Source organism: Streptomyces sp. DI166 (assembly GCF_900091315.1).
GTDB classification, from domain to species: Bacteria; Actinomycetota; Actinomycetes; order Streptomycetales; family Streptomycetaceae; genus Streptomyces; species Streptomyces fuscus.
In genome coordinates this window covers 1-16,109 of the sequence record NZ_FLSP01000137.1, presented here as the reverse complement: position 1 = coordinate 16,109, position 16,109 = coordinate 1, and the positions used below count along the sequence as shown (strand labels likewise).

16 protein-coding genes are annotated in these 16,109 nt (G+C 70.6%); 8 read left to right on the top strand and 8 right to left on the bottom strand.

Annotation, left to right across the window (positions count from 1 at the left end):
• The coding region (locus GA0115233_RS37050; protein WP_176712072.1) for a streptophobe family protein at positions 1–1,525 on the bottom strand (1,525 nt) is incomplete at its 3' end.
• Between the two features lie 241 nt (positions 1,526–1,766).
• On the opposite strand from GA0115233_RS37050, the gene GA0115233_RS37045 reads away from it, so the two are divergent.
• Complete coding sequence (locus GA0115233_RS37045; protein ID WP_093724735.1) at positions 1,767–4,280, top strand: ABC transporter ATP-binding protein/permease; 2,514 nt, start codon at positions 1,767–1,769, stop codon at positions 4,278–4,280.
• A gap of 76 nt (positions 4,281–4,356) precedes the next feature.
• Here the strand turns inward: GA0115233_RS37045 and GA0115233_RS37040 are convergent, their stop codons facing one another.
• The 3 genes from GA0115233_RS37040 to GA0115233_RS37030 all read right to left on the bottom strand — a co-directional run bounded on the left by GA0115233_RS37040 (position 4,357) and on the right by GA0115233_RS37030 (position 7,204).
• Entirely contained in the window at positions 4,357–5,112 is a 756-nt protein-coding gene (locus GA0115233_RS37040) for a transglycosylase SLT domain-containing protein (protein WP_093724734.1), read from the bottom strand.
• A 305-nt stretch (positions 5,113–5,417) separates the two neighbouring features.
• Positions 5,418–6,509, bottom strand: coding sequence for an S-adenosylmethionine:tRNA ribosyltransferase-isomerase (locus GA0115233_RS37035; protein ID WP_093724733.1), 1,092 nt, complete (start codon positions 6,507–6,509; stop codon positions 5,418–5,420).
• The gene (locus GA0115233_RS37030; RefSeq protein ID WP_093724732.1) at positions 6,506–7,204 is read right to left on the bottom strand and encodes an SDR family NAD(P)-dependent oxidoreductase; all 699 of its coding nucleotides are present in this window, start codon (positions 7,202–7,204) and stop codon (positions 6,506–6,508) included. Before GA0115233_RS37030 ends, GA0115233_RS37035 begins: the two co-directional genes overlap by 4 nt.
• 197 nt (positions 7,205–7,401) lie before the next feature.
• On the opposite strand from GA0115233_RS37030, the gene GA0115233_RS37025 reads away from it, so the two are divergent.
• The 3 genes from GA0115233_RS37025 (at position 7,402) to chpE (ending at position 9,581) form a co-directional block, all read left to right on the top strand.
• Positions 7,402–8,547 carry a GAF domain-containing sensor histidine kinase gene (locus GA0115233_RS37025; protein ID WP_093724731.1) on the top strand — a complete coding sequence of 382 codons (1,146 nt, stop codon included), beginning with the start codon at positions 7,402–7,404 and terminating at the stop codon, positions 8,545–8,547.
• On the top strand, positions 8,540–9,181 hold the full coding sequence (locus GA0115233_RS37020) for a response regulator (RefSeq protein ID WP_093724730.1): 642 nt from the start codon (positions 8,540–8,542) through the stop codon (positions 9,179–9,181). The genes GA0115233_RS37025 and GA0115233_RS37020 overlap by 8 nt, the downstream gene beginning before the upstream one ends.
• Positions 9,182–9,338: 157 nt before the next feature.
• Positions 9,339–9,581, top strand: coding sequence for a chaplin ChpE (chpE, locus tag GA0115233_RS37015; protein WP_093724729.1), 243 nt, complete (start codon positions 9,339–9,341; stop codon positions 9,579–9,581).
• A gap of 133 nt (positions 9,582–9,714) precedes the next feature.
• Here chpE and GA0115233_RS37010 read toward each other — a convergent pair whose 3' ends face one another.
• Positions 9,715–10,503 (bottom strand): hypothetical protein, encoded by a 789-nt coding sequence (locus GA0115233_RS37010; RefSeq protein WP_093724728.1) that lies wholly within the window; start codon positions 10,501–10,503, stop codon positions 9,715–9,717.
• A 138-nt stretch (positions 10,504–10,641) separates the two neighbouring features.
• Here GA0115233_RS37010 and GA0115233_RS37005 point away from each other — a divergent pair, with 138 nt between their 5' ends.
• The 3 genes from GA0115233_RS37005 to GA0115233_RS36995 all read left to right on the top strand — a co-directional run bounded on the left by GA0115233_RS37005 (position 10,642) and on the right by GA0115233_RS36995 (position 13,006).
• Positions 10,642–11,433, top strand: coding sequence for an ABC transporter ATP-binding protein (locus tag GA0115233_RS37005; RefSeq protein WP_093724727.1), 792 nt, complete (start codon positions 10,642–10,644; stop codon positions 11,431–11,433).
• A 54-nt stretch (positions 11,434–11,487) separates the two neighbouring features.
• The gene (locus GA0115233_RS37000) at positions 11,488–11,919 is read left to right on the top strand and encodes an NfeD family protein (RefSeq protein WP_093724738.1); all 432 of its coding nucleotides are present in this window, start codon (positions 11,488–11,490) and stop codon (positions 11,917–11,919) included.
• A 133-nt stretch (positions 11,920–12,052) separates the two neighbouring features.
• The gene (locus tag GA0115233_RS36995; protein WP_093724726.1) at positions 12,053–13,006 is read left to right on the top strand and encodes an SPFH domain-containing protein; all 954 of its coding nucleotides are present in this window, start codon (positions 12,053–12,055) and stop codon (positions 13,004–13,006) included.
• A 69-nt stretch (positions 13,007–13,075) separates the two neighbouring features.
• Here GA0115233_RS36995 and GA0115233_RS36990 read toward each other — a convergent pair whose 3' ends face one another.
• The 3 genes from GA0115233_RS36990 to GA0115233_RS36980 all read right to left on the bottom strand — a co-directional run bounded on the left by GA0115233_RS36990 (position 13,076) and on the right by GA0115233_RS36980 (position 15,093).
• Positions 13,076–13,582, bottom strand: coding sequence for an HNH endonuclease (locus GA0115233_RS36990; protein ID WP_093724725.1), 507 nt, complete (start codon positions 13,580–13,582; stop codon positions 13,076–13,078).
• 147 nt (positions 13,583–13,729) lie between these two features.
• Entirely contained in the window at positions 13,730–14,269 is a 540-nt protein-coding gene (locus GA0115233_RS36985) for a YbhB/YbcL family Raf kinase inhibitor-like protein (protein ID WP_093724724.1), read from the bottom strand.
• Positions 14,270–14,310: 41 nt separating this feature from the next.
• Positions 14,311–15,093 carry a sporulation protein gene (locus GA0115233_RS36980; RefSeq protein ID WP_093724723.1) on the bottom strand — a complete coding sequence of 261 codons (783 nt, stop codon included), beginning with the start codon at positions 15,091–15,093 and terminating at the stop codon, positions 14,311–14,313.
• Between the two features lie 136 nt (positions 15,094–15,229).
• Between GA0115233_RS36980 and GA0115233_RS36975 the strand changes: the two genes are divergently transcribed.
• On the top strand, positions 15,230–15,880 hold the full coding sequence (locus GA0115233_RS36975) for a DNA-3-methyladenine glycosylase (RefSeq protein WP_093724722.1): 651 nt from the start codon (positions 15,230–15,232) through the stop codon (positions 15,878–15,880).
• The last annotated feature ends 229 nt before the right edge of the window (positions 15,881–16,109 follow it).

The following is a 16,109-nucleotide window of genomic DNA, read 5'->3' as shown; positions in this document are numbered from 1 at the left end:
CGGTGTGTGGAGGGCGGGCGTCCTCCGGTTCGTGGAGGCCCTCCGGGACCTGGAGGTACGGGTTCGTGTCGGGGTTCGGCGGGCGGTACGGCGTACCCGGCTCGTAGGGGCCCGGCCCGGAGCCCGTGGCGACCCCGGGCGGAGGGCCGCCCTCGGAACGGGCGACGGCACCCGGTGCCCCCCGCCCCGCCGCCCCCGTGGCCCGCGCCAGCAGCGCCCCCGTGGCGCCCGCCGCCGCCCCCCACAGGGCCCCCAGCAGCAGGGCCATGCCGAGGCGGCCGTGGAGCTCGACGCCCGCGTCGAACGCGTCGATGCCGAAGACCGCCAGGGAGGCGTCGACCGAGACCTCCGTCAGCCAGGCCAGCAGCGGCAGGGCCAGGGCGGTCACCACGCCCAGGCGCACCGCGCAGCGGCCCGCGAAGCCCAGGGTGCCGGTCTCCACCGGGGTGCGTACCGCCGTCAGTACACCCGTCAGCAGCATCGCCATCGCCGCCGCGACCCCGAGCAGCCACACCCGGCCGTCCAGCTCGGCCAGCCGTCCCAGCGTCAGCGCGCGGTCGGAGTCGACCAGCAGGTCGTCCACCGGGTCGGGCAGGAACTGGGCCAGCGGGCCGCTCGCCTCCCCGTCCCACGGGACGAACAGGCCGATCGGGATGCCCAGCCACACCCCGTTCGGCGCCCCCAGCAGCGCCGCGCCCGCGATCCGCTTCGGGTTGTCGTCGCCGATCAGCGCGTACACCGCCGCCGCCCACCCGGCCAGGACCGCCATCAGCAGCACGCCGACGAGCGCGGACACGGCGGGCCGGACCACCCGGTTCAGGGCCGTCCAGCGGGCCGGCAGGGGAGCGCGGCGCGAGGCCAGCAGCGCGATCAGCAGGACCCCGGCCGACCAGCACAGTCCGCCCAGCAGCGTGGCCGCCGTGTCGACGGTGAACCCGACCGCCGCCTCCGCGTCGATCAGATCCCCGATCCGGTCCGGCAGCAGCCCCCCGATGTCCCCGACGTCCCCGAGCCCCGGGATCTCGACGCCGCCCCCGCCGCCGGGCAGATCGTCCAGTCCGAGCGCGCCGCCGTCAACGGTGATCACATCGTGACCCGCCCACGCGAGCCCGCCGAGCATCGCCACGAACAGCGCCACCACCGCGCCCGCCCGTGCGAGGAGTTCGGCAGGCGTGATCGCAACACCGGCCGCGCGCAGGGATCGTAGGAAGAACCACGACAGCAGCAGGGCGCCGACCAGACTCACACCCAGTGGCGTGATCTCGATGGCGGTCGTCGCCTCCGCCCCCGTCAGCCCGAACGCGGAGACATCGCCGGAAGGTGTGACGGAACCACCTGCCCCGAGCGCCACAACAGCCGCTGTCATCGGGCCCAGTGAGCCGGCCGAGTCCGCCTCCAGCAGATGCAGGCCCAGCGCGGCGGTACCCGCCATACCGATCAGCGCCCAGCTCACCGCGGCGACCGCGGACAGCACAACGTCCGCCCACGGCACCTTCGTACGCTCGACGCTCCCGGACGCACTCATGGCAGACCCCCCGATCCGCAAGGCGGCGAACTGGCCGCGCATGTCCCCCTCGCGTGGATTACCACTCTCCGGGCCGGTTTCAACCCCGTCAACGGAACCGGTCGACGAGTGTGCGCGTGGTCTTTACAAGGCCCGACTTTCGGTCAGGGGGGCGAGCCTGAAATAGTTCCCGACGATGTTCGACATCCCTAGACTCCCTGTGATGGGGCGTTACTCGGGGGACTACTCAGTGGGGCATGGAGTGCCGGAACTCGTACTGGAATTGAACGGACAAACCTGGACGCTCGACCCGTCCAGGACATACACCCTCGGTCGTGATCCGCAGGGTGACATCGTGCTGGACGACGCCAGGGTGTCCTGGCGTCACGCCACGATCAGCTGGAGCGGCCGGAGTTGGTCCATCGAGGACCACGGCTCCACCAACGGCACGTTCGCGGCGGGGCAGCGCATCCACCACCTGGAGCTCGGCCCCGGCTCGACCGTGCACCTGGGCAACGCCACCGACGGGCCACGGCTGACCCTGTCCGGCTCGGCGGCCCCGGCCGCCCAGCCGCAGCAGCAGCCGTACGCCGCGCAGGGCGCCAACCCGGGCTGGGGCCAGCCCGCGCCGCAGCAGCAGGCGCCGCAGCCCGGCTGGCAGCAGCCCCAGCCGCAGCAGGCCGCGCCCGGTATCCCGCAGCAGCAGGGCCCCGGCGTCGGCGCGGGGGCGCCGCCGGTCTACGGCGACCGCAGCCCGACCACGTTCCACCAGTTCTCCGTCGGGCGCGTGATGCGCATCGGCCGTGCGCTGGAGAACGACCTCGTGGTCTCCGACCTCCAGGTCTCCCGGCACCACGCCGAGTTCCACTCGACGCCCGACGGCCGTATGGAGATCCGCGACCTCGGCTCGCACAACGGCACGTACGTCAACGGCCAGCCGATCCCCAAGGGCGGCGCGCAGCTGCTCGGCCCCACCGACATCGTCGGCGTCGGTCACTCCACGTTCCGGATCGTCGGCGACCGCCTTGAGGAGTTCGTCGACACCGGTGAGGTCTCCTTCTCGGCCCGCCACCTGACCGTCACGGTCGACGGCGGCAAGCAGATCCTCAAGGACGTCTCGTTCGGCGTCCCCGAGAAGTCCCTGGTCGCGGTCATCGGCCCGTCCGGCTCCGGCAAGTCGACGCTGCTCAAGGCGCTCACCGGCTACCGCCCCGCCAACCAGGGCGACGTCCTCTACGACAACCGGAACCTCTACAAGCAGTTCGCCGAGCTGCGCCAGCGCATCGGTCTGGTCCCGCAGGACGACATCCTGCACAAGGAGCTGACCGTCAAGAAGGCCCTCAAGTACGCGGCCAAGCTGCGCTTTCCCGCCGACACCACGGCACAGGAGCGCGAGGCCCGCATCGACGAGGTGCTGCGCGAGCTGAAGCTGGACATCCACAAGGAGAAGAAGGTCACCTCCCTCTCCGGTGGCCAGCGCAAGCGTGTCTCGGTGGCCCTGGAGCTGCTCACCAAGCCGTCGCTGATCTTCCTGGACGAGCCGACCTCCGGCCTCGACCCGGGCATGGACCGCGACGTCATGCAGCTGCTGCGCGGCCTCGCCGACGACGGCCGTACGGTCCTGGTGGTCACCCACTCGGTGGCCGAGCTGGCGCTGTGCGACAAGCTCCTGGTGATGGCGCCCGGCGGCGCGGTGGCCTACTTCGGCCCCCCGGAGGAGGCGCTGAACTTCTTCGGCTACGACACCTGGGCCGATGTCTTCTCCGCCTTCGAGAACTACCGCGACTACGACTGGGCGGGCCGCTGGAAGGGCTCGCAGCACTACCAGATGTACGCCGCGGACATCGACGCGATCGCCCCGCAGTCCGTACAGATGCCGCCGATGCAGGCGATGCGGCCGCCCAAGCCGCAGGGCTGGGGCTCGCAGCTGATGACCCTGGTCCGGCGCTATGTGTCGGTGATCGCCTCCGACAAGGGCTTCCTGGCGCTGACGGTGATCCTGCCGGCCGTGCTCGGCGCGGTCAGCCTGCTGATCGACCCTGACAAGGACCTGCTGGTCCGGCCGGTGAACCCGCAGACGGGCCTGCCGGTGCCGAACGGCACGGCCACCACGGTCCTGCTGATCCTCGCGGTCGGCGCGTGCTTCGCGGGCGCGGCGAACTCCGTCCGCGAGCTGATCAAGGAACGGGTGATCTACGAACGGGAGCGGGCCACCGGTCTGTCCCGCTCGGCGTACCTGATGTCCAAGGTGATCGTGCTCGGCGTCATCACCGTGCTCCAGGGCCTGATGGTCGGCGTCATCGGCTTCTCCAGCCGGACCATCCCGGACGAGGCGCTGATCCTCGGCGAGGGCAAGGCCGCGGTACTGCTGGAGATGTCCGTTCCGATCATGGGCCTGGGCTTCACCTCGATGATGTTCGGCCTGGTCATCTCCTCGCTGGTGAAGACCGCCGAGAAGACCATGCCGCTGCTGGTGATGTTCGCGATCGTCCAGGTCGTCTTCACCGGCTGCCTGTTCATCCTGCACGGCAACATCGGCGTCAACGAGTTCTCGTACCTGATGCCGTCCCGCTGGGCGGTGGCCGCCGCGGGCGCGACGCTGGACTTCAACAACATCAGCCCGCCCAAGGAGAAGGGCGACACCGACCCGCTGTGGGAGCACACGGTCGGCGCCTACAGCATGGACATGATCGCCTTGATCGCGCTCGGCGTGCTCTGCGGGTTCCTGGTGGCCCGCTTCCTGCGCCGGCACGAGCCCGAGGTCATGCGCAAGTAGTGCCCGTACGACCCCGAAGGGCGGCACCCGTCAGGAGGTGCCGCCCTTCGGCGTTCGTACGAGGTCCGCGCCGACCTCAGTACGCGCTGTTGACGTTGTCGATCGAGCCGTACCGGTCGGCCGCGTAGTTGGCGGCGGCGGTCAGGTTGGCGACCGGGTCGTACTGGCTCCAGGCGGTGCCGGGAACGTGGTACGCGTTGAAGGTGGGCTTGATGACCTGGAGCAGGCCGATGGACGGAACGCCGTTCTGGGCGTTGATGTCCCAGTTGTTGATGGCGTTCGGGTTGCCCGAGGACTCGCGCATGATGTTCCGGTACAGGCCGTTGTAGGTGCCCGGAATGTTGTGCTTGTCCATGATGTCGAGGGCTTCCTTGATCCAGCCGTCGAGGTTGTTCGCGTAGGTCTTCTTCACGACCGGCTTGGCGGCGGGGCGGGCCTTGGCGCGGCTCGTGGCGGCCTTGGCCTTGCGGGCGGCCTCGGCCTTCTTCTTCGCGGCGGCCTGGGCGGCGGCCTTCTTCGCGGCCTCCGCCTTCTTCTTCGCGGCGGCCTTCGCGGCGGCGTCGGCGGCGGCCTTCTTCTTGGCCGCGACGGCCTCGGCCTTGAGGCTGGCGCTCGCGAGCTGGTCGGTGACGCTCGCCTTGACGTCCTTGATCTGCTCGGTGCTGTAGGCGACCTTGGCGGCGGCCGGCTCGGCGGTGGTCGTGGTCTGCGCGTTGCCCGGAACCGCGGAGAAGGCGAGGGCGGCGGCGCCGAGCGCTGCGACACCGGAGATCGCGATCTTGTGCTGCTTGGTCAGCGAACGTCGACCAGCGGTGAGGATGTTCTTGGGCATGGCAGGGGGACCTCTTCGAATAGCGCGGAGGTCGCTCGCTGTCCGGCGGGGGACACGGGTGCTTCCGGCACAAACGCCGCGGGGGGAACCCGCGGCGCTGAGCGACGAGAGCAATTCTTAGCGGCCGCAAAATCGCCAGGCAAAGGTGTGACGTACGATCCCCGATAGTGGATCAGGAGAGGGCAAATCGGGACAGACAGGAACGTCTTTCCCGCTCACATAGGGGACCTTTATCTCCTATGTCCCTTCGTACGTGATGTGGACCCTATGCGCGGCCTCACATCGGCGCCCCTGCCGCCTCACCATCAGTTGCTGGAGCAATGCTCTGTGTGAGGGTTGTCCGCCGGGAGGAGGAGATGCAGATCCCCGAACTCGTGCCACAGGTACCGCCCGCGCACGGCCTCCTCGTACCCACGGCCCACGGCCGCCCGCCCCGCCACCGCCTCCAGCATCAGCAGATGCGACGCCTCGGGCTCGTGCAGCCCGGTCAGCAGCCCGTCCACCACCCGCACCCCGCGCTCCGGGGTCACCACGAGATCGGTCCACCCGGCACGCACGCGTACGACACCGTCGGCCCCCACCGCCGACTCCACGGCCCGCACCGCGGTCGTCCCCACGGCGATCACCCGCCCGTCCCCGGCCCGCACGGCGTTGATCACCCGCGCGGAGGCCTCCGGCACCACGAAGCGCTCCGCATACGGCGCCTCGTGCGCCTCCCCGGAAGCCACCCCCGTATGCAGCGTGACCGGAGCGAACTGCACCCCCCGGCTCACCAGCTCCGCCACGACCCGCCCGGTGAAGGGCCGCGCCGCACTCGGCATCTCCGCGCTCCCCGCCCCGTCGGGCGTCTCCAGCGCGAACACGGTCTGGTACGCGGCCAGGGGCTGGTCCCGCGCGGTATAGGAGTACCGAATGGCCCGCCCGTGCTCGCGCAGCATGCCGGCCACGGCGCCGGCACCCCGTGATTCCCCGACCCGCGCCCACCACAGCCGCTCACCGTCCGCGCTGAGCGGCTCCTCCAGTACCAGCCGCAGACCGCCGGGGAGCCGCACCACTGTCCCCTCGGGACCGCCCGCACGCGCGCGTGTGGTGCCGCTGCCGTCGGGGTCCCGGAGCTCCACCGCCCACCGGCCGTCGTCGGCGCGGGTGGAGAAGTGGACCACCACGCGCGCGTGGCCGACCGTCGCGTCGACGGCGGCGGGGAGCGTGGGGGAGGTGTTCACCACCAGGAGGTCCCCGGGCCGCAGCAGCGCGGGCAGGTCCCGGAACGCGTGATGGGCCACCCGCGTCCCCCGTGACACCAGCAGGCGTACCGAGTCCCGGGCCAGCCCCGGCGCCCGCTGCTCCACCGGAACCCGCGCCGACAGTTCCTCCGGAACCCGTACGGTCAGCGTCACCGGGCCCCCTCCAGCAGCGCGGGCGCCGAGTAACGCCCACTCGCGGGCCGCTCGTCCAGCAGCCGCAGGAACCCCGGCACCACACTCCCCGGCGCCGGACGCGGATCGCCGTCGTCCGGTACGGCGGACGCGTACAGGTCCGTGGCCATGTCCCCGGGGTCCACCGCCCACACCCGCAGCCCCGGCTCCTCCACGGCCAGCACCGCCGCCAGCTGGTCCACGGCCGCCTTGGAGGCCCCGTACCCGCCCCACGTGCCGTACGCCTCCGCGGCCGCGTCCGAGGAGACGGTCACGACGGCGGGCGCCGGCGCCGCCCGCAGCAGCGGCAGTGCCTCCTGGACCAGGCCCAGCGCTGCCACCGTGTTCACCTCCAGCGCCCACCGCAGCCCCTCCAGCGGAAGCTCCTCAAGACGCACCAGCGGCTCCGCGCCCAGCGCGCTCGCGTTGTGCACCAGCAGATCCACCCCGCCCAGCTTCCACGCGGCCGCCACCAGCGCGGCCCGGTGCCGGGCGTCCGTGACATCCCCGGGCAGCGCCTCCACCCGCGTGCCGTACGCGGACACCGCCGCCGCGGCCTCCTTCAGCACCCGCTCCGTACGGGCGTCCAGCACCAGATCCCAGCCGCGCGCCGCCAGCCCCTCGGCCAACGCACGCCCCAGCCCCTTCGAGGCCCCTGTGATGATCGCTACCGGCATGACAGCCCCCTCCGACTCGACATGCCCTCAACGTAGGAACGGCCCCGCCCGCCCCGCCTCCGCCGCAGGTCGCTGATCACCGGGTCCCTTCGACCGGGGTCCGCCGCCGGGGGACCTCAGCCCTAGGCCCACGGGCCTAGGCGGCGCTGGTCACGCGACCGATCCGCGCCGTCACACCCCGCCGGTACGGTGAGGACATGAATCAAGGTCCGGGAACCGGTCTGGCCGCCGTCAGCTCCGCGCTGCTCGCCATGAGCAGGCATCTGGAGGTGCGCGACGTCCTCAAGACGATCGTCGCCTCCGCGCGCGAGCTGCTGGACGCGCAGTACGCCGCCCTCGGCGTCCCGGACGACCACGGCGGCTTCGCCCAGTTCGTGGTCGACGGCGTCAGCGACGAGCAGTGGAAGGCCATCGGCCCTCTCCCGCGCCAGCACGGCATCCTCGCGTCGATGCTCCACCAGGCCCGCCCCGAGCGGCTCGCCGACGTCCGCAAGGACCCCCGCTTCGAGGGCTGGCCCTCGGCCCACCCCGAGATGTCCGACTTCCTCGGCCTGCCCATCCGCGACGGCGAAGAGATCATCGGCGCCCTGTTCCTGGCCAACAAGAACTGCCCGAAACCGGAGGGCACCTGCGGTTTCACCGAGGACGACGAGGAACTGCTCGGCATCCTCGCCCAGCACGCCGCCATCGCCCTCACCAACGCCCGCCTCTACGAACGCAGCCGCGAGCTGACCATCGCCGAGGAACGCTCCCGCCTCGCCCACGAACTGCACGACGCGGTCAGCCAGAAACTGTTCTCCCTGCGCCTGACCGCCCAGGCCGCCGCCCGCCTCGTCGACCGCGACCCGTCCCGCGCCAAGGGCGAGCTCCAGCAGGTCGCCGCCCTCGCCGCCGAAGCCGCCGACGAACTGCGCGCCGCCGTCGTCGAACTGCGCCCCGCCGCCCTCGACGAGGACGGCCTGGTCGCCACCCTGCGCACCCACGTCCAGGTCCTCGACCGCGCCCACAGTGCCCGCGTCACCTTCGACGGCCGCGGCATACGCGCCCTGCCCGCCGCCCAGGAGGAAGCCGTCCTGCGCGTCGCCCAGGAAGCCCTGCACAACGCCCTGCGCCACTCCGGCGCCGACACCGTCGAGGTCACCCTCGACCGCCGGGGCGTCGGAGCGGTCCTGCGGGTCACCGACAACGGCCAGGGCTTCGACCCGCAGACCGTACGCCGCGCCGGACGCCACCTCGGCCTGGTCTCCATGCGGGACCGCGCCAGTGGCGTCGGCGGCACACTGACCGTGGAATCGGCGCCCGGCAAGGGCACCACGATCGAGATGGAGGTCCCCGGTGGCTGACCCAATCAAGGTGCTGCTCGTCGACGACCACCAGGTCGTCCGCCGGGGCCTGCGCACATTCCTGGAGGTCCAGGACGACATCGAGGTCGTGGGCGAGGCGGCCGACGGCGCCGAGGGCGTCGCCCGCGCGGAGGAACTGAAACCGGACGTCGTCCTGATGGACGTCAAGATGCCGGGCATGGACGGCGTGGAGGCCCTGCGCAAGCTCCGCGAGCTGAACAACCCCGCGCGCGTGCTCATCGTCACCAGCTTCACCGAACAGCGCACGGTGATCCCGGCCCTGCGCGCGGGCGCCGCCGGTTACGTCTACAAGGACGTCGACCCCGACGCCCTGGCCGGCGCCATCCGCTCCGTGCACGCCGGACACATCCTGCTCCAGCCGGAGGTCGCGGGCGCCCTGCTGTCCCAGGAGGACAACGGCCCCGGCCAGGGCAGAGCCGGATCGCTCACCGAACGGGAGCGCGAGGTGCTCGGCCTGATAGCCGACGGCCGCTCCAACCGCGAGATCGCCCGCGCCCTCGTCCTGTCCGAGAAGACGGTCAAGACCCACGTCTCGAACATCCTGATGAAACTCGACCTGGCGGACCGCACCCAGGCCGCGCTGTGGGCGGTACGGCACGGTGTGGCCGGATAGGAGCGGAACGCGCGGCAACACGGAGGGTTCCGCTCCGGACCGAGATTCATACTGTCGTGGGAATGTCCCCCGGACGGCGCATCCTCTTCAGGCCTCGCCCGTTCTCCAGTGCGTGCTGCGGCGAGTGCCGCGGCAGCCACTAGGGAGGGCTCAGAAAGTGAAGAACCTGAAGAAGGCAGCGGCCGTGACGATGATGGCCGGCGGTCTGATCGCCGCCGGTGCCGGTATGGCCTCCGCCACCGACGCCCACGCCGACGGCAACGCCGTGGGCTCGCCGGGCGTCGTCTCGGGCAACCTCATCCAGGCGCCGGTCCACGTCCCGGTCAACGCGGTGGGCAACAGCGTCAACGTCGTGGGTGTCCTGAACCCCGCCTTCGGCAACCTGGGCCTCAACCACTGACCCAGGCCCCCCAAACGCCCACCGGCCTCCCGGCACGACTCGGGAGGCCGGTGCCGTGTCTCCCACAGCAGGGTCAGCGAACCCCGCGCGCCTACCGGCAGTCCGATGCCGTCCCGCGTCGTACGGCCGACGGTCAGCGAACCCCCCGCTCCCGCTCCTCCACATACGCGTTGTACGCCGCCACCTGCGCCCGCCGCGCCGTCCGCTCCACCGGCCGCAGCGCCTCGGCCCGCGCCGCCATCTCACCGGACGTCACCGCGGCCCCGTGCCCGTTCTCCGACGCCAGCTCCACCAGCATCCCCACCCGCTGCGCCAGCTCCAGCACCCGCACCGCCCGCGGCGGATACCCCGGCGCCAGCACCTCGCGCCCCCGCTCGGCCCGCGCCCGGTACGCGTCGATCGCCGCCTCGGCCACCGGCCCCGACCCCGCCACATCCAGCCGGGACAGCACCTCGGTGGCCTCCCGCAGCGCCTCCGCCAACTCCCGCTCCGCCTCTCCCAGCGAGGGCACGTCCGCGGGCGGCGCCTCCCGCACCGACAGCACGTGCCAGACCACCTCGACATGCTCATCGCCCTCGGGCCCGGCCGCGTACACCTCCGGCACCAGCCCGAACGCGGCCCCCTGACAGACGACGGCCTCCTCCGCCTCCAGCGCCCGCGCGTTGAACTCCGGCGGCCCGCTCAGCCCCAGCGGATGCCCCGGCGCGGGCAGCGCCACCCGCAGCCCGGTCACCCCGAGCGACCGCAGCCGCCCCAGCGCCAGGGTCAGCCCCACCGGCGCCGACTCGCCCGGCAGCTCCTCCACCCGGTGCACGGCATCCTCGCCGACGATCGCGAGCACCGAGTCGTCCGGCGAGACAAGTCCGGCCAAAAGGGCGTTTCCCCAAGCAGCGAGGCGTCCTGAACGCGGTTCCAAGAGCATGCCTCCACCCTAAGGACCGTACCGATGGAATGAAGCGGTGGACCGGTGGCGTAGATTTCGTTGAGGGGTGCGCCCGTCGGCGCACGGACCACCGACGACGCCGAGACCGGTCACACTGCAAGGGGAGACAACGCGCTCATGAGCGATGTTCTGGAGCTTCAGGACGTATCCGTGGTCCGTGAGGGCCGGGCTCTGGTGGACCAGGTCTCCTGGTCGGTCAAGGAGGGCGAGCGCTGGGTCATCCTCGGCCCCAACGGCGCCGGCAAGACCACCCTCCTGAACATCGCGTCCAGCTACCTCTACCCCAGCAAGGGCACCGCCACCATCCTCGGCGACACCCTCGGCAAGGTCGACGTCTTCGAACTGCGCCCGCGCATCGGCATGGCCGGCATCGCCATGGCCGACAAGCTCCCCAAGAGCCAGACCGTCCTGCAGACCGTGCTCACCGCCGCCTACGGCATGACCGCCGCCTGGCAGGAGGAGTACGAGGACGTCGACGAGCAGCGCGCCCGCGCCTTCCTCGACCGGCTCGGCATGAGCGAGTTCCTCGACCGCAAGTTCGGCACCCTCTCCGAGGGCGAGCGCAAGCGCACCCTCATCGCCCGCGCCTTGATGACCGACCCCGAGCTGCTTCTCCTCGACGAGCCCGCCGCCGGCCTCGACCTCGGCGGCCGCGAGGACCTGGTCCGCCGCCTCGGCCGCCTGGCCCGCGACCCCATCGCCCCGTCGATGATCATGGTCACCCACCACGTCGAGGAGATCGCCCCCGGCTTCACCCACGTCCTGATGATCCGCCAGGGCAAGGTCCTCGCCGCGGGCCCGCTGGAGCTCGAACTCACCTCCCGCAACCTCTCCCTGTGCTTCGGCCTCCCGCTCGTCGTGGAGCAGGTCGGCGACCGCTGGACCGCCCAGGGCCTGCCTTTGAGCTGATGCACCCGAAGTGCGCCCTGTCCCAGGCAGGTTGTGCGGTCCTACCATGACCATGTGAACGACATCGACGCATGGGTGTGGTGGCTCATCGGCGCGGCCGCGCTCGGAATCCCGCTCGTGATCACCGCGATGCCCGAACTCGGCATGCTCGCCGTAGGCGCGGTGGCCGCCGCGGGCGTCGCCGGACTCGGCGGCGGAGTGGTCGCCCAGGTCCTCGTCTTCGTGGCCGTCTCGGTCGCCCTGATCTTCGCCGTCCGCCCCCTCGCCGCCCGGCACCGCACCCAGCGGCCCCAACTGGTGTCCGGGGTCGACGCGTTGAAGGGCAAGCAGGCGGTCGTCCTGGAACGCGTGGACTCCTCGGGCGGCCGGATCAAGCTGGCCGGGGCTGTCTGGTCGGCCCGCGCTCTCGACAGCGGGCAGGCCTACGAAGTGGGCCAGGAAGTCGACGTGGTGGAGATCGAGGGGGCCACCGCGATCGTCATGTGACCTCGCCCGATACATAACTGGGGGAACACCCCACGACGCACACAACGGTCTGTCAGACTCAATCGGCAAGATCTTCAACAAGCATAAGATCTGCCGAAGTTGCCGCAGCGGAGAAGGGGTACGGGGAACGACGATGGAACCGGTCATCATCGTCCTGATCATTCTGGTGGTGTTGGTCTTCATCGCCCTGATCAAGACGATCCAGGTCATCCCGCAGGCGAGCGCGGCCATCGTCGAACGATTCGGCCGCTACACGAGGACCCTCAACGCGGGCCTCAACATCGTGGTCCCGTTCATCGACACCATCCGCAACCGCATCGACCTGCGCGAACAGGTCGTGCCCTTCCCGCCCCAGCCGGTGATCACCCAGGACAACCTGGTCGTGAACATCGACACCGTCATCTACTACCAGGTCACCGACGCCCGCGCCGCCACCTATGAAGTCGCCAGCTACATCCAGGCGATCGAGCAACTCACCGTCACCACGCTGCGCAACATCATCGGCGGCATGGACCTGGAGCGCACCCTCACCTCCCGCGAGGAGATCAACGCGGCCCTGCGCGGCGTCCTCGACGAGGCCACCGGCAAGTGGGGCATCCGCGTCAACCGCGTCGAACTCAAGGCGATCGAACCGCCCACCTCCATCCAGGACTCGATGGAGAAGCAGATGCGCGCCGACCGTGACAAGCGCGCCGCGATCCTCACCGCCGAAGGTACGCGCCAGGCCGCCATCCTCACCGCCGAGGGTGAGAAGCAGTCCCAGATCCTGCGCGCCGAGGGTGAGGCCAAGGCCGCCGCCCTGCGCGCCGAGGGCGAGGCCCAGGCCGTCCGCACGGTCTTCGAGGCCATCCACGCCGGCGACCCGGACCAGAAGCTGCTCTCCTACCAGTACCTCCAGATGCTCCCGAAGATCGCCGAGGGCGACGCCAACAAGCTCTGGATCGTCCCCAGCGAAATCGGCGACGCCCTCAAGGGCCTCTCCGGCGCCATGGGCAACTTCGGCCCCCTGGGCGGCAATTCGGGCGGCGGCAACGGCAACTCCGGCGGCAACGGCACCGAGCGCCGCGAGAACCCGAGCATCGACTAGCGGACAGCGCCCTACGGCGAAAGGCCCGCCTTCCCAAGAAGGCGGGCCTTTACGTCGGTTCGGCACACGCTAGGCGGCGTCCCGGGACAACCAGTCCGGCAGCGCCGAGAACTCCTCGACCCCCAGCGACAGCAGCATCGCGTCCGCCGGAGTCGGCTCGAACGGCTGCCTGAGCAGCGGCATGCCCGCCTCCTCCGGAGTCCGGTTCGCCTTGCGGTGGTTGTCCTCCGCGCACGAGGCCACCGTATTCAGCCAGCTGTCCTGACCACCCTGCGACCGCGGCACCACGTGGTCCACGGTCGTCGCCCTACGACCGCAGTACGCGCACCGGTGCCGGTCCCTGACCAGCACACCCCGCCGCGACCACGGCGCTTGTCTTCGGAACGGCACCCGTACGTACCTGCACAGCCTGATCACCCGGGGCGCCGGTATGTCGACCGCGGCTCCGCGCATGCGCAGTTCGGGGTGGGCCTGCTCGACCACGGCCTTGTCCTGGAGCACCAGAACGACGGCACGGTTCACAGTCACCGTCGACAGCGGCTCGAAGCTCGCGTTCAGTACCAGCGTGTCCCGCATGACCAGCCCACCTCCTGTGTGCAGCGGCCCACCCCCGTGGCGGGCTGGGATCAACTCTGGCCGGGCACGCCGAGATGGACAACGAAATAAAAAATGCCCGCCCCTGATCACTTCCATGACCAGGGGCGGGCAAACGTTCTGTGAACGTCAGGCTTCGGCGGGCACCTCGTACTCACCGATGAGTTGAGCGCGCGCCAGCGTGTGGAACCGCAGATTGAAGCCCACCACCGCCGGCGAGGCGTCCGAGTCCGGACCGAGCTTCTCCTGGTCCACGGCGTACACCGTGAACACATAGCGGTGCGGACCGTCCCCCGCGGGCGGCGCCGCACCACCGAAGTCCTTCGACCCGTAGTCGTTGCGCGCCTGCACCGCGCCCTCGGGCAGCCCCTCGAACTTGCCGCTGCCCGCACCCGCGGGCAGCTCCGTCACGGAGGCCGGGATGTCGAACACGACCCAGTGCCAGAACCCGCTGCCCGTGGGCGCGTCCGGGTCGTAGCAGGTCACGGCGAAGCTCTTGGTCTCCGGCGGGAAGCCCTCCCACCGCAGCTGCGGCGAGGTGTTGCCGCCCGCGTAGACCTGAGCCTCCTTGAGGGTCGCGCCCTCCGAGACGTCCTCACTCGTGACCGTGAACGACGGCACGGGCGGATGGAAGTCGTGGGGGAGCGGCCGCCTCTTGAGCTCGGTCACCTCGGTACCTCCTGAGTCGGATCGATCAGTGGGTTCCGAGCCTAGAACCAGTTGCGCTTCGAGCCGACCTCGGACAGCCACTGGTTGAGGTACGCCGCCCAGTCGGTGCCCTGGTAGTCGTTCAGACCCACCTGGAAGGAGCGGAAGGTGTCACTGCCCTCGCTGAACAGACCCGGCTTCTTGTCCATCTCCAGCACGACGTCCATGGCGTTCTGATCGGCCACGAAGCTCAGCTCGACCTGGTTCAGACCCCGGTACTGCTGCGGCGGGAAGAACTCGATCTCCTGATAGAACGGCAGCTTCTGCCGCGTACCGCGGATGTGGCCGCGCTCCATGTCCGCGCTCTTGAAGCGGAAGCCCAGCTGGATGAACGCGTCCAGGATCGCCTTCTGCGCCGGCAGCGGGTGCACGTTGATCGGGTCCAGGTCACCGGAGTCCACCGCGCGCGCGATCTCCAGCTCGGTGGTCACACCGATGTTCATCCCGCGCAGCGGCTGGCCGTCGATCATCGTGACCGGGGTCTCCCACGGGATCTCCAGTCCGAACGGCACCGCGTGCACGGCGCCCGCCTGGAGCTCGAAGGCGCCGCCGAGCCGCACCTTGGTGAACTCGATGTCCTGCTTGTACTCCTGGTCGCCGCTCTCCACCTCGACCTTGGCCTGCAGGCCCACCGACAGTCCCTCGATCTGCTGGTTGACGGAACCGCCCTGGATCCGCACCTCGCCCTGGACGACGCCGCCCGGAACGACGTTGACCTCGGTCAGCACCGTCTCGACCGACGCGCCACCGGCCCCCAGACTCGCGAGCAGCTTCTTGAACGCCATGACTCTCCCTCTACGACTGCCTTTGATCCCTACAAACGCGATCCGGCCGTGACCGGTTCCGCACCCTCACCCTCGCAAGGGGACGGGCCGCTGACCACCCCATGACCGCCACCCGTCTGCACTACTCTCGGACGGCATGATCGCGACCCCCGACCGTACGCCGCTCCCCAGGAGCTTCTTCGACCGGCCCGTTCTCGAAGTAGCCCCCGACCTCCTGGGCCGCATCCTCGTACGCACCACCCCGGACGGTCCGATCGCCCTCCGCCTCACAGAGGTGGAGGCCTACGACGGCGAGAACGACCCCGGCTCCCACGCCTATCGCGGCCGCACACCCCGCAACAGCGTGATGTTCGGCCCGCCCGGTCATGTGTACGTCTACTTCACCTACGGCATGTGGCACTGCATGAACCTGGTGTGCGGCCCCGACGGCAGGGCGGGCGCCGTGCTCCTCCGCGCCGGCGAGATCGTCGAGGGGATCGAGCTGGCCCGCAAACGTCGAATCTCGGCCCGAAATGACAAGGAACTGGCCAAAGGCCCGGCCCGCCTGGCGACCGCCCTGGGCGTGGACCGCGCCCTCAACGGCACGGACGCCTGCGCCCGCGACGAGACCCCTCTGAGGATGCTGACCGGCACCCCGGCCCCCACTGACCAGGTACGGAACGGACCTCGCACGGGAGTGTCCGGCGAGGGCGGCAACGGCGACACCCATCCCTGGCGCTACTGGATCGCCAACGACCCCACGGTGAGCCCGTATCGGGCCCATGTGCCGCGGCGCCGCTCAAGTTGACTCGCCCTGGACAGGCGCGTAACGTAGCCCGAGCCGCTGAACCGGGTACGGCAATCGCCAGCAGCCGGAGCGGCCAACCCACTACCTACTAGATTCCCTTCGCGGGATCGATTTCGGCGTGCCCGCATGCCCGAATTCGAGAACGCAGAGACTCGATTATGAGTTGGGCGGGGAATCCGCTAGCGTAGTGAATGTCGAAAGGCCGCGAGGCCGAAAGGCAAATCCCGCC

What these genes read in the sequence shown, in the direction of transcription:
- GA0115233_RS37040 (WP_093724734.1), bottom strand. Translation starts at nt 5,112, where the DNA reads ATGCCCAAGAACATCCTCACCGCTGGTCGACGTTCGCTGACCAAGCAG.
- GA0115233_RS37030 (WP_093724732.1), bottom strand. Translation starts at nt 7,204, where the DNA reads ATGCCGGTAGCGATCATCACAGGGGCCTCGAAGGGGCTGGGGCGTGCG.
- GA0115233_RS37025 (WP_093724731.1), top strand. Translation starts at nt 7,402, where the DNA reads ATGAATCAAGGTCCGGGAACCGGTCTGGCCGCCGTCAGCTCCGCGCTG.
- GA0115233_RS37010 (WP_093724728.1), bottom strand. Translation starts at nt 10,503, where the DNA reads ATGCTCTTGGAACCGCGTTCAGGACGCCTCGCTGCTTGGGGAAACGCC.
- GA0115233_RS37005 (WP_093724727.1), top strand. Translation starts at nt 10,642, where the DNA reads ATGAGCGATGTTCTGGAGCTTCAGGACGTATCCGTGGTCCGTGAGGGC.
- GA0115233_RS36995 (WP_093724726.1), top strand. Translation starts at nt 12,053, where the DNA reads ATGGAACCGGTCATCATCGTCCTGATCATTCTGGTGGTGTTGGTCTTC.
- GA0115233_RS36990 (WP_093724725.1), bottom strand. Translation starts at nt 13,582, where the DNA reads ATGCGGGACACGCTGGTACTGAACGCGAGCTTCGAGCCGCTGTCGACG.
- GA0115233_RS36980 (WP_093724723.1), bottom strand. Translation starts at nt 15,093, where the DNA reads ATGGCGTTCAAGAAGCTGCTCGCGAGTCTGGGGGCCGGTGGCGCGTCG.
- GA0115233_RS36975 (WP_093724722.1), top strand. Translation starts at nt 15,230, where the DNA reads ATGATCGCGACCCCCGACCGTACGCCGCTCCCCAGGAGCTTCTTCGAC.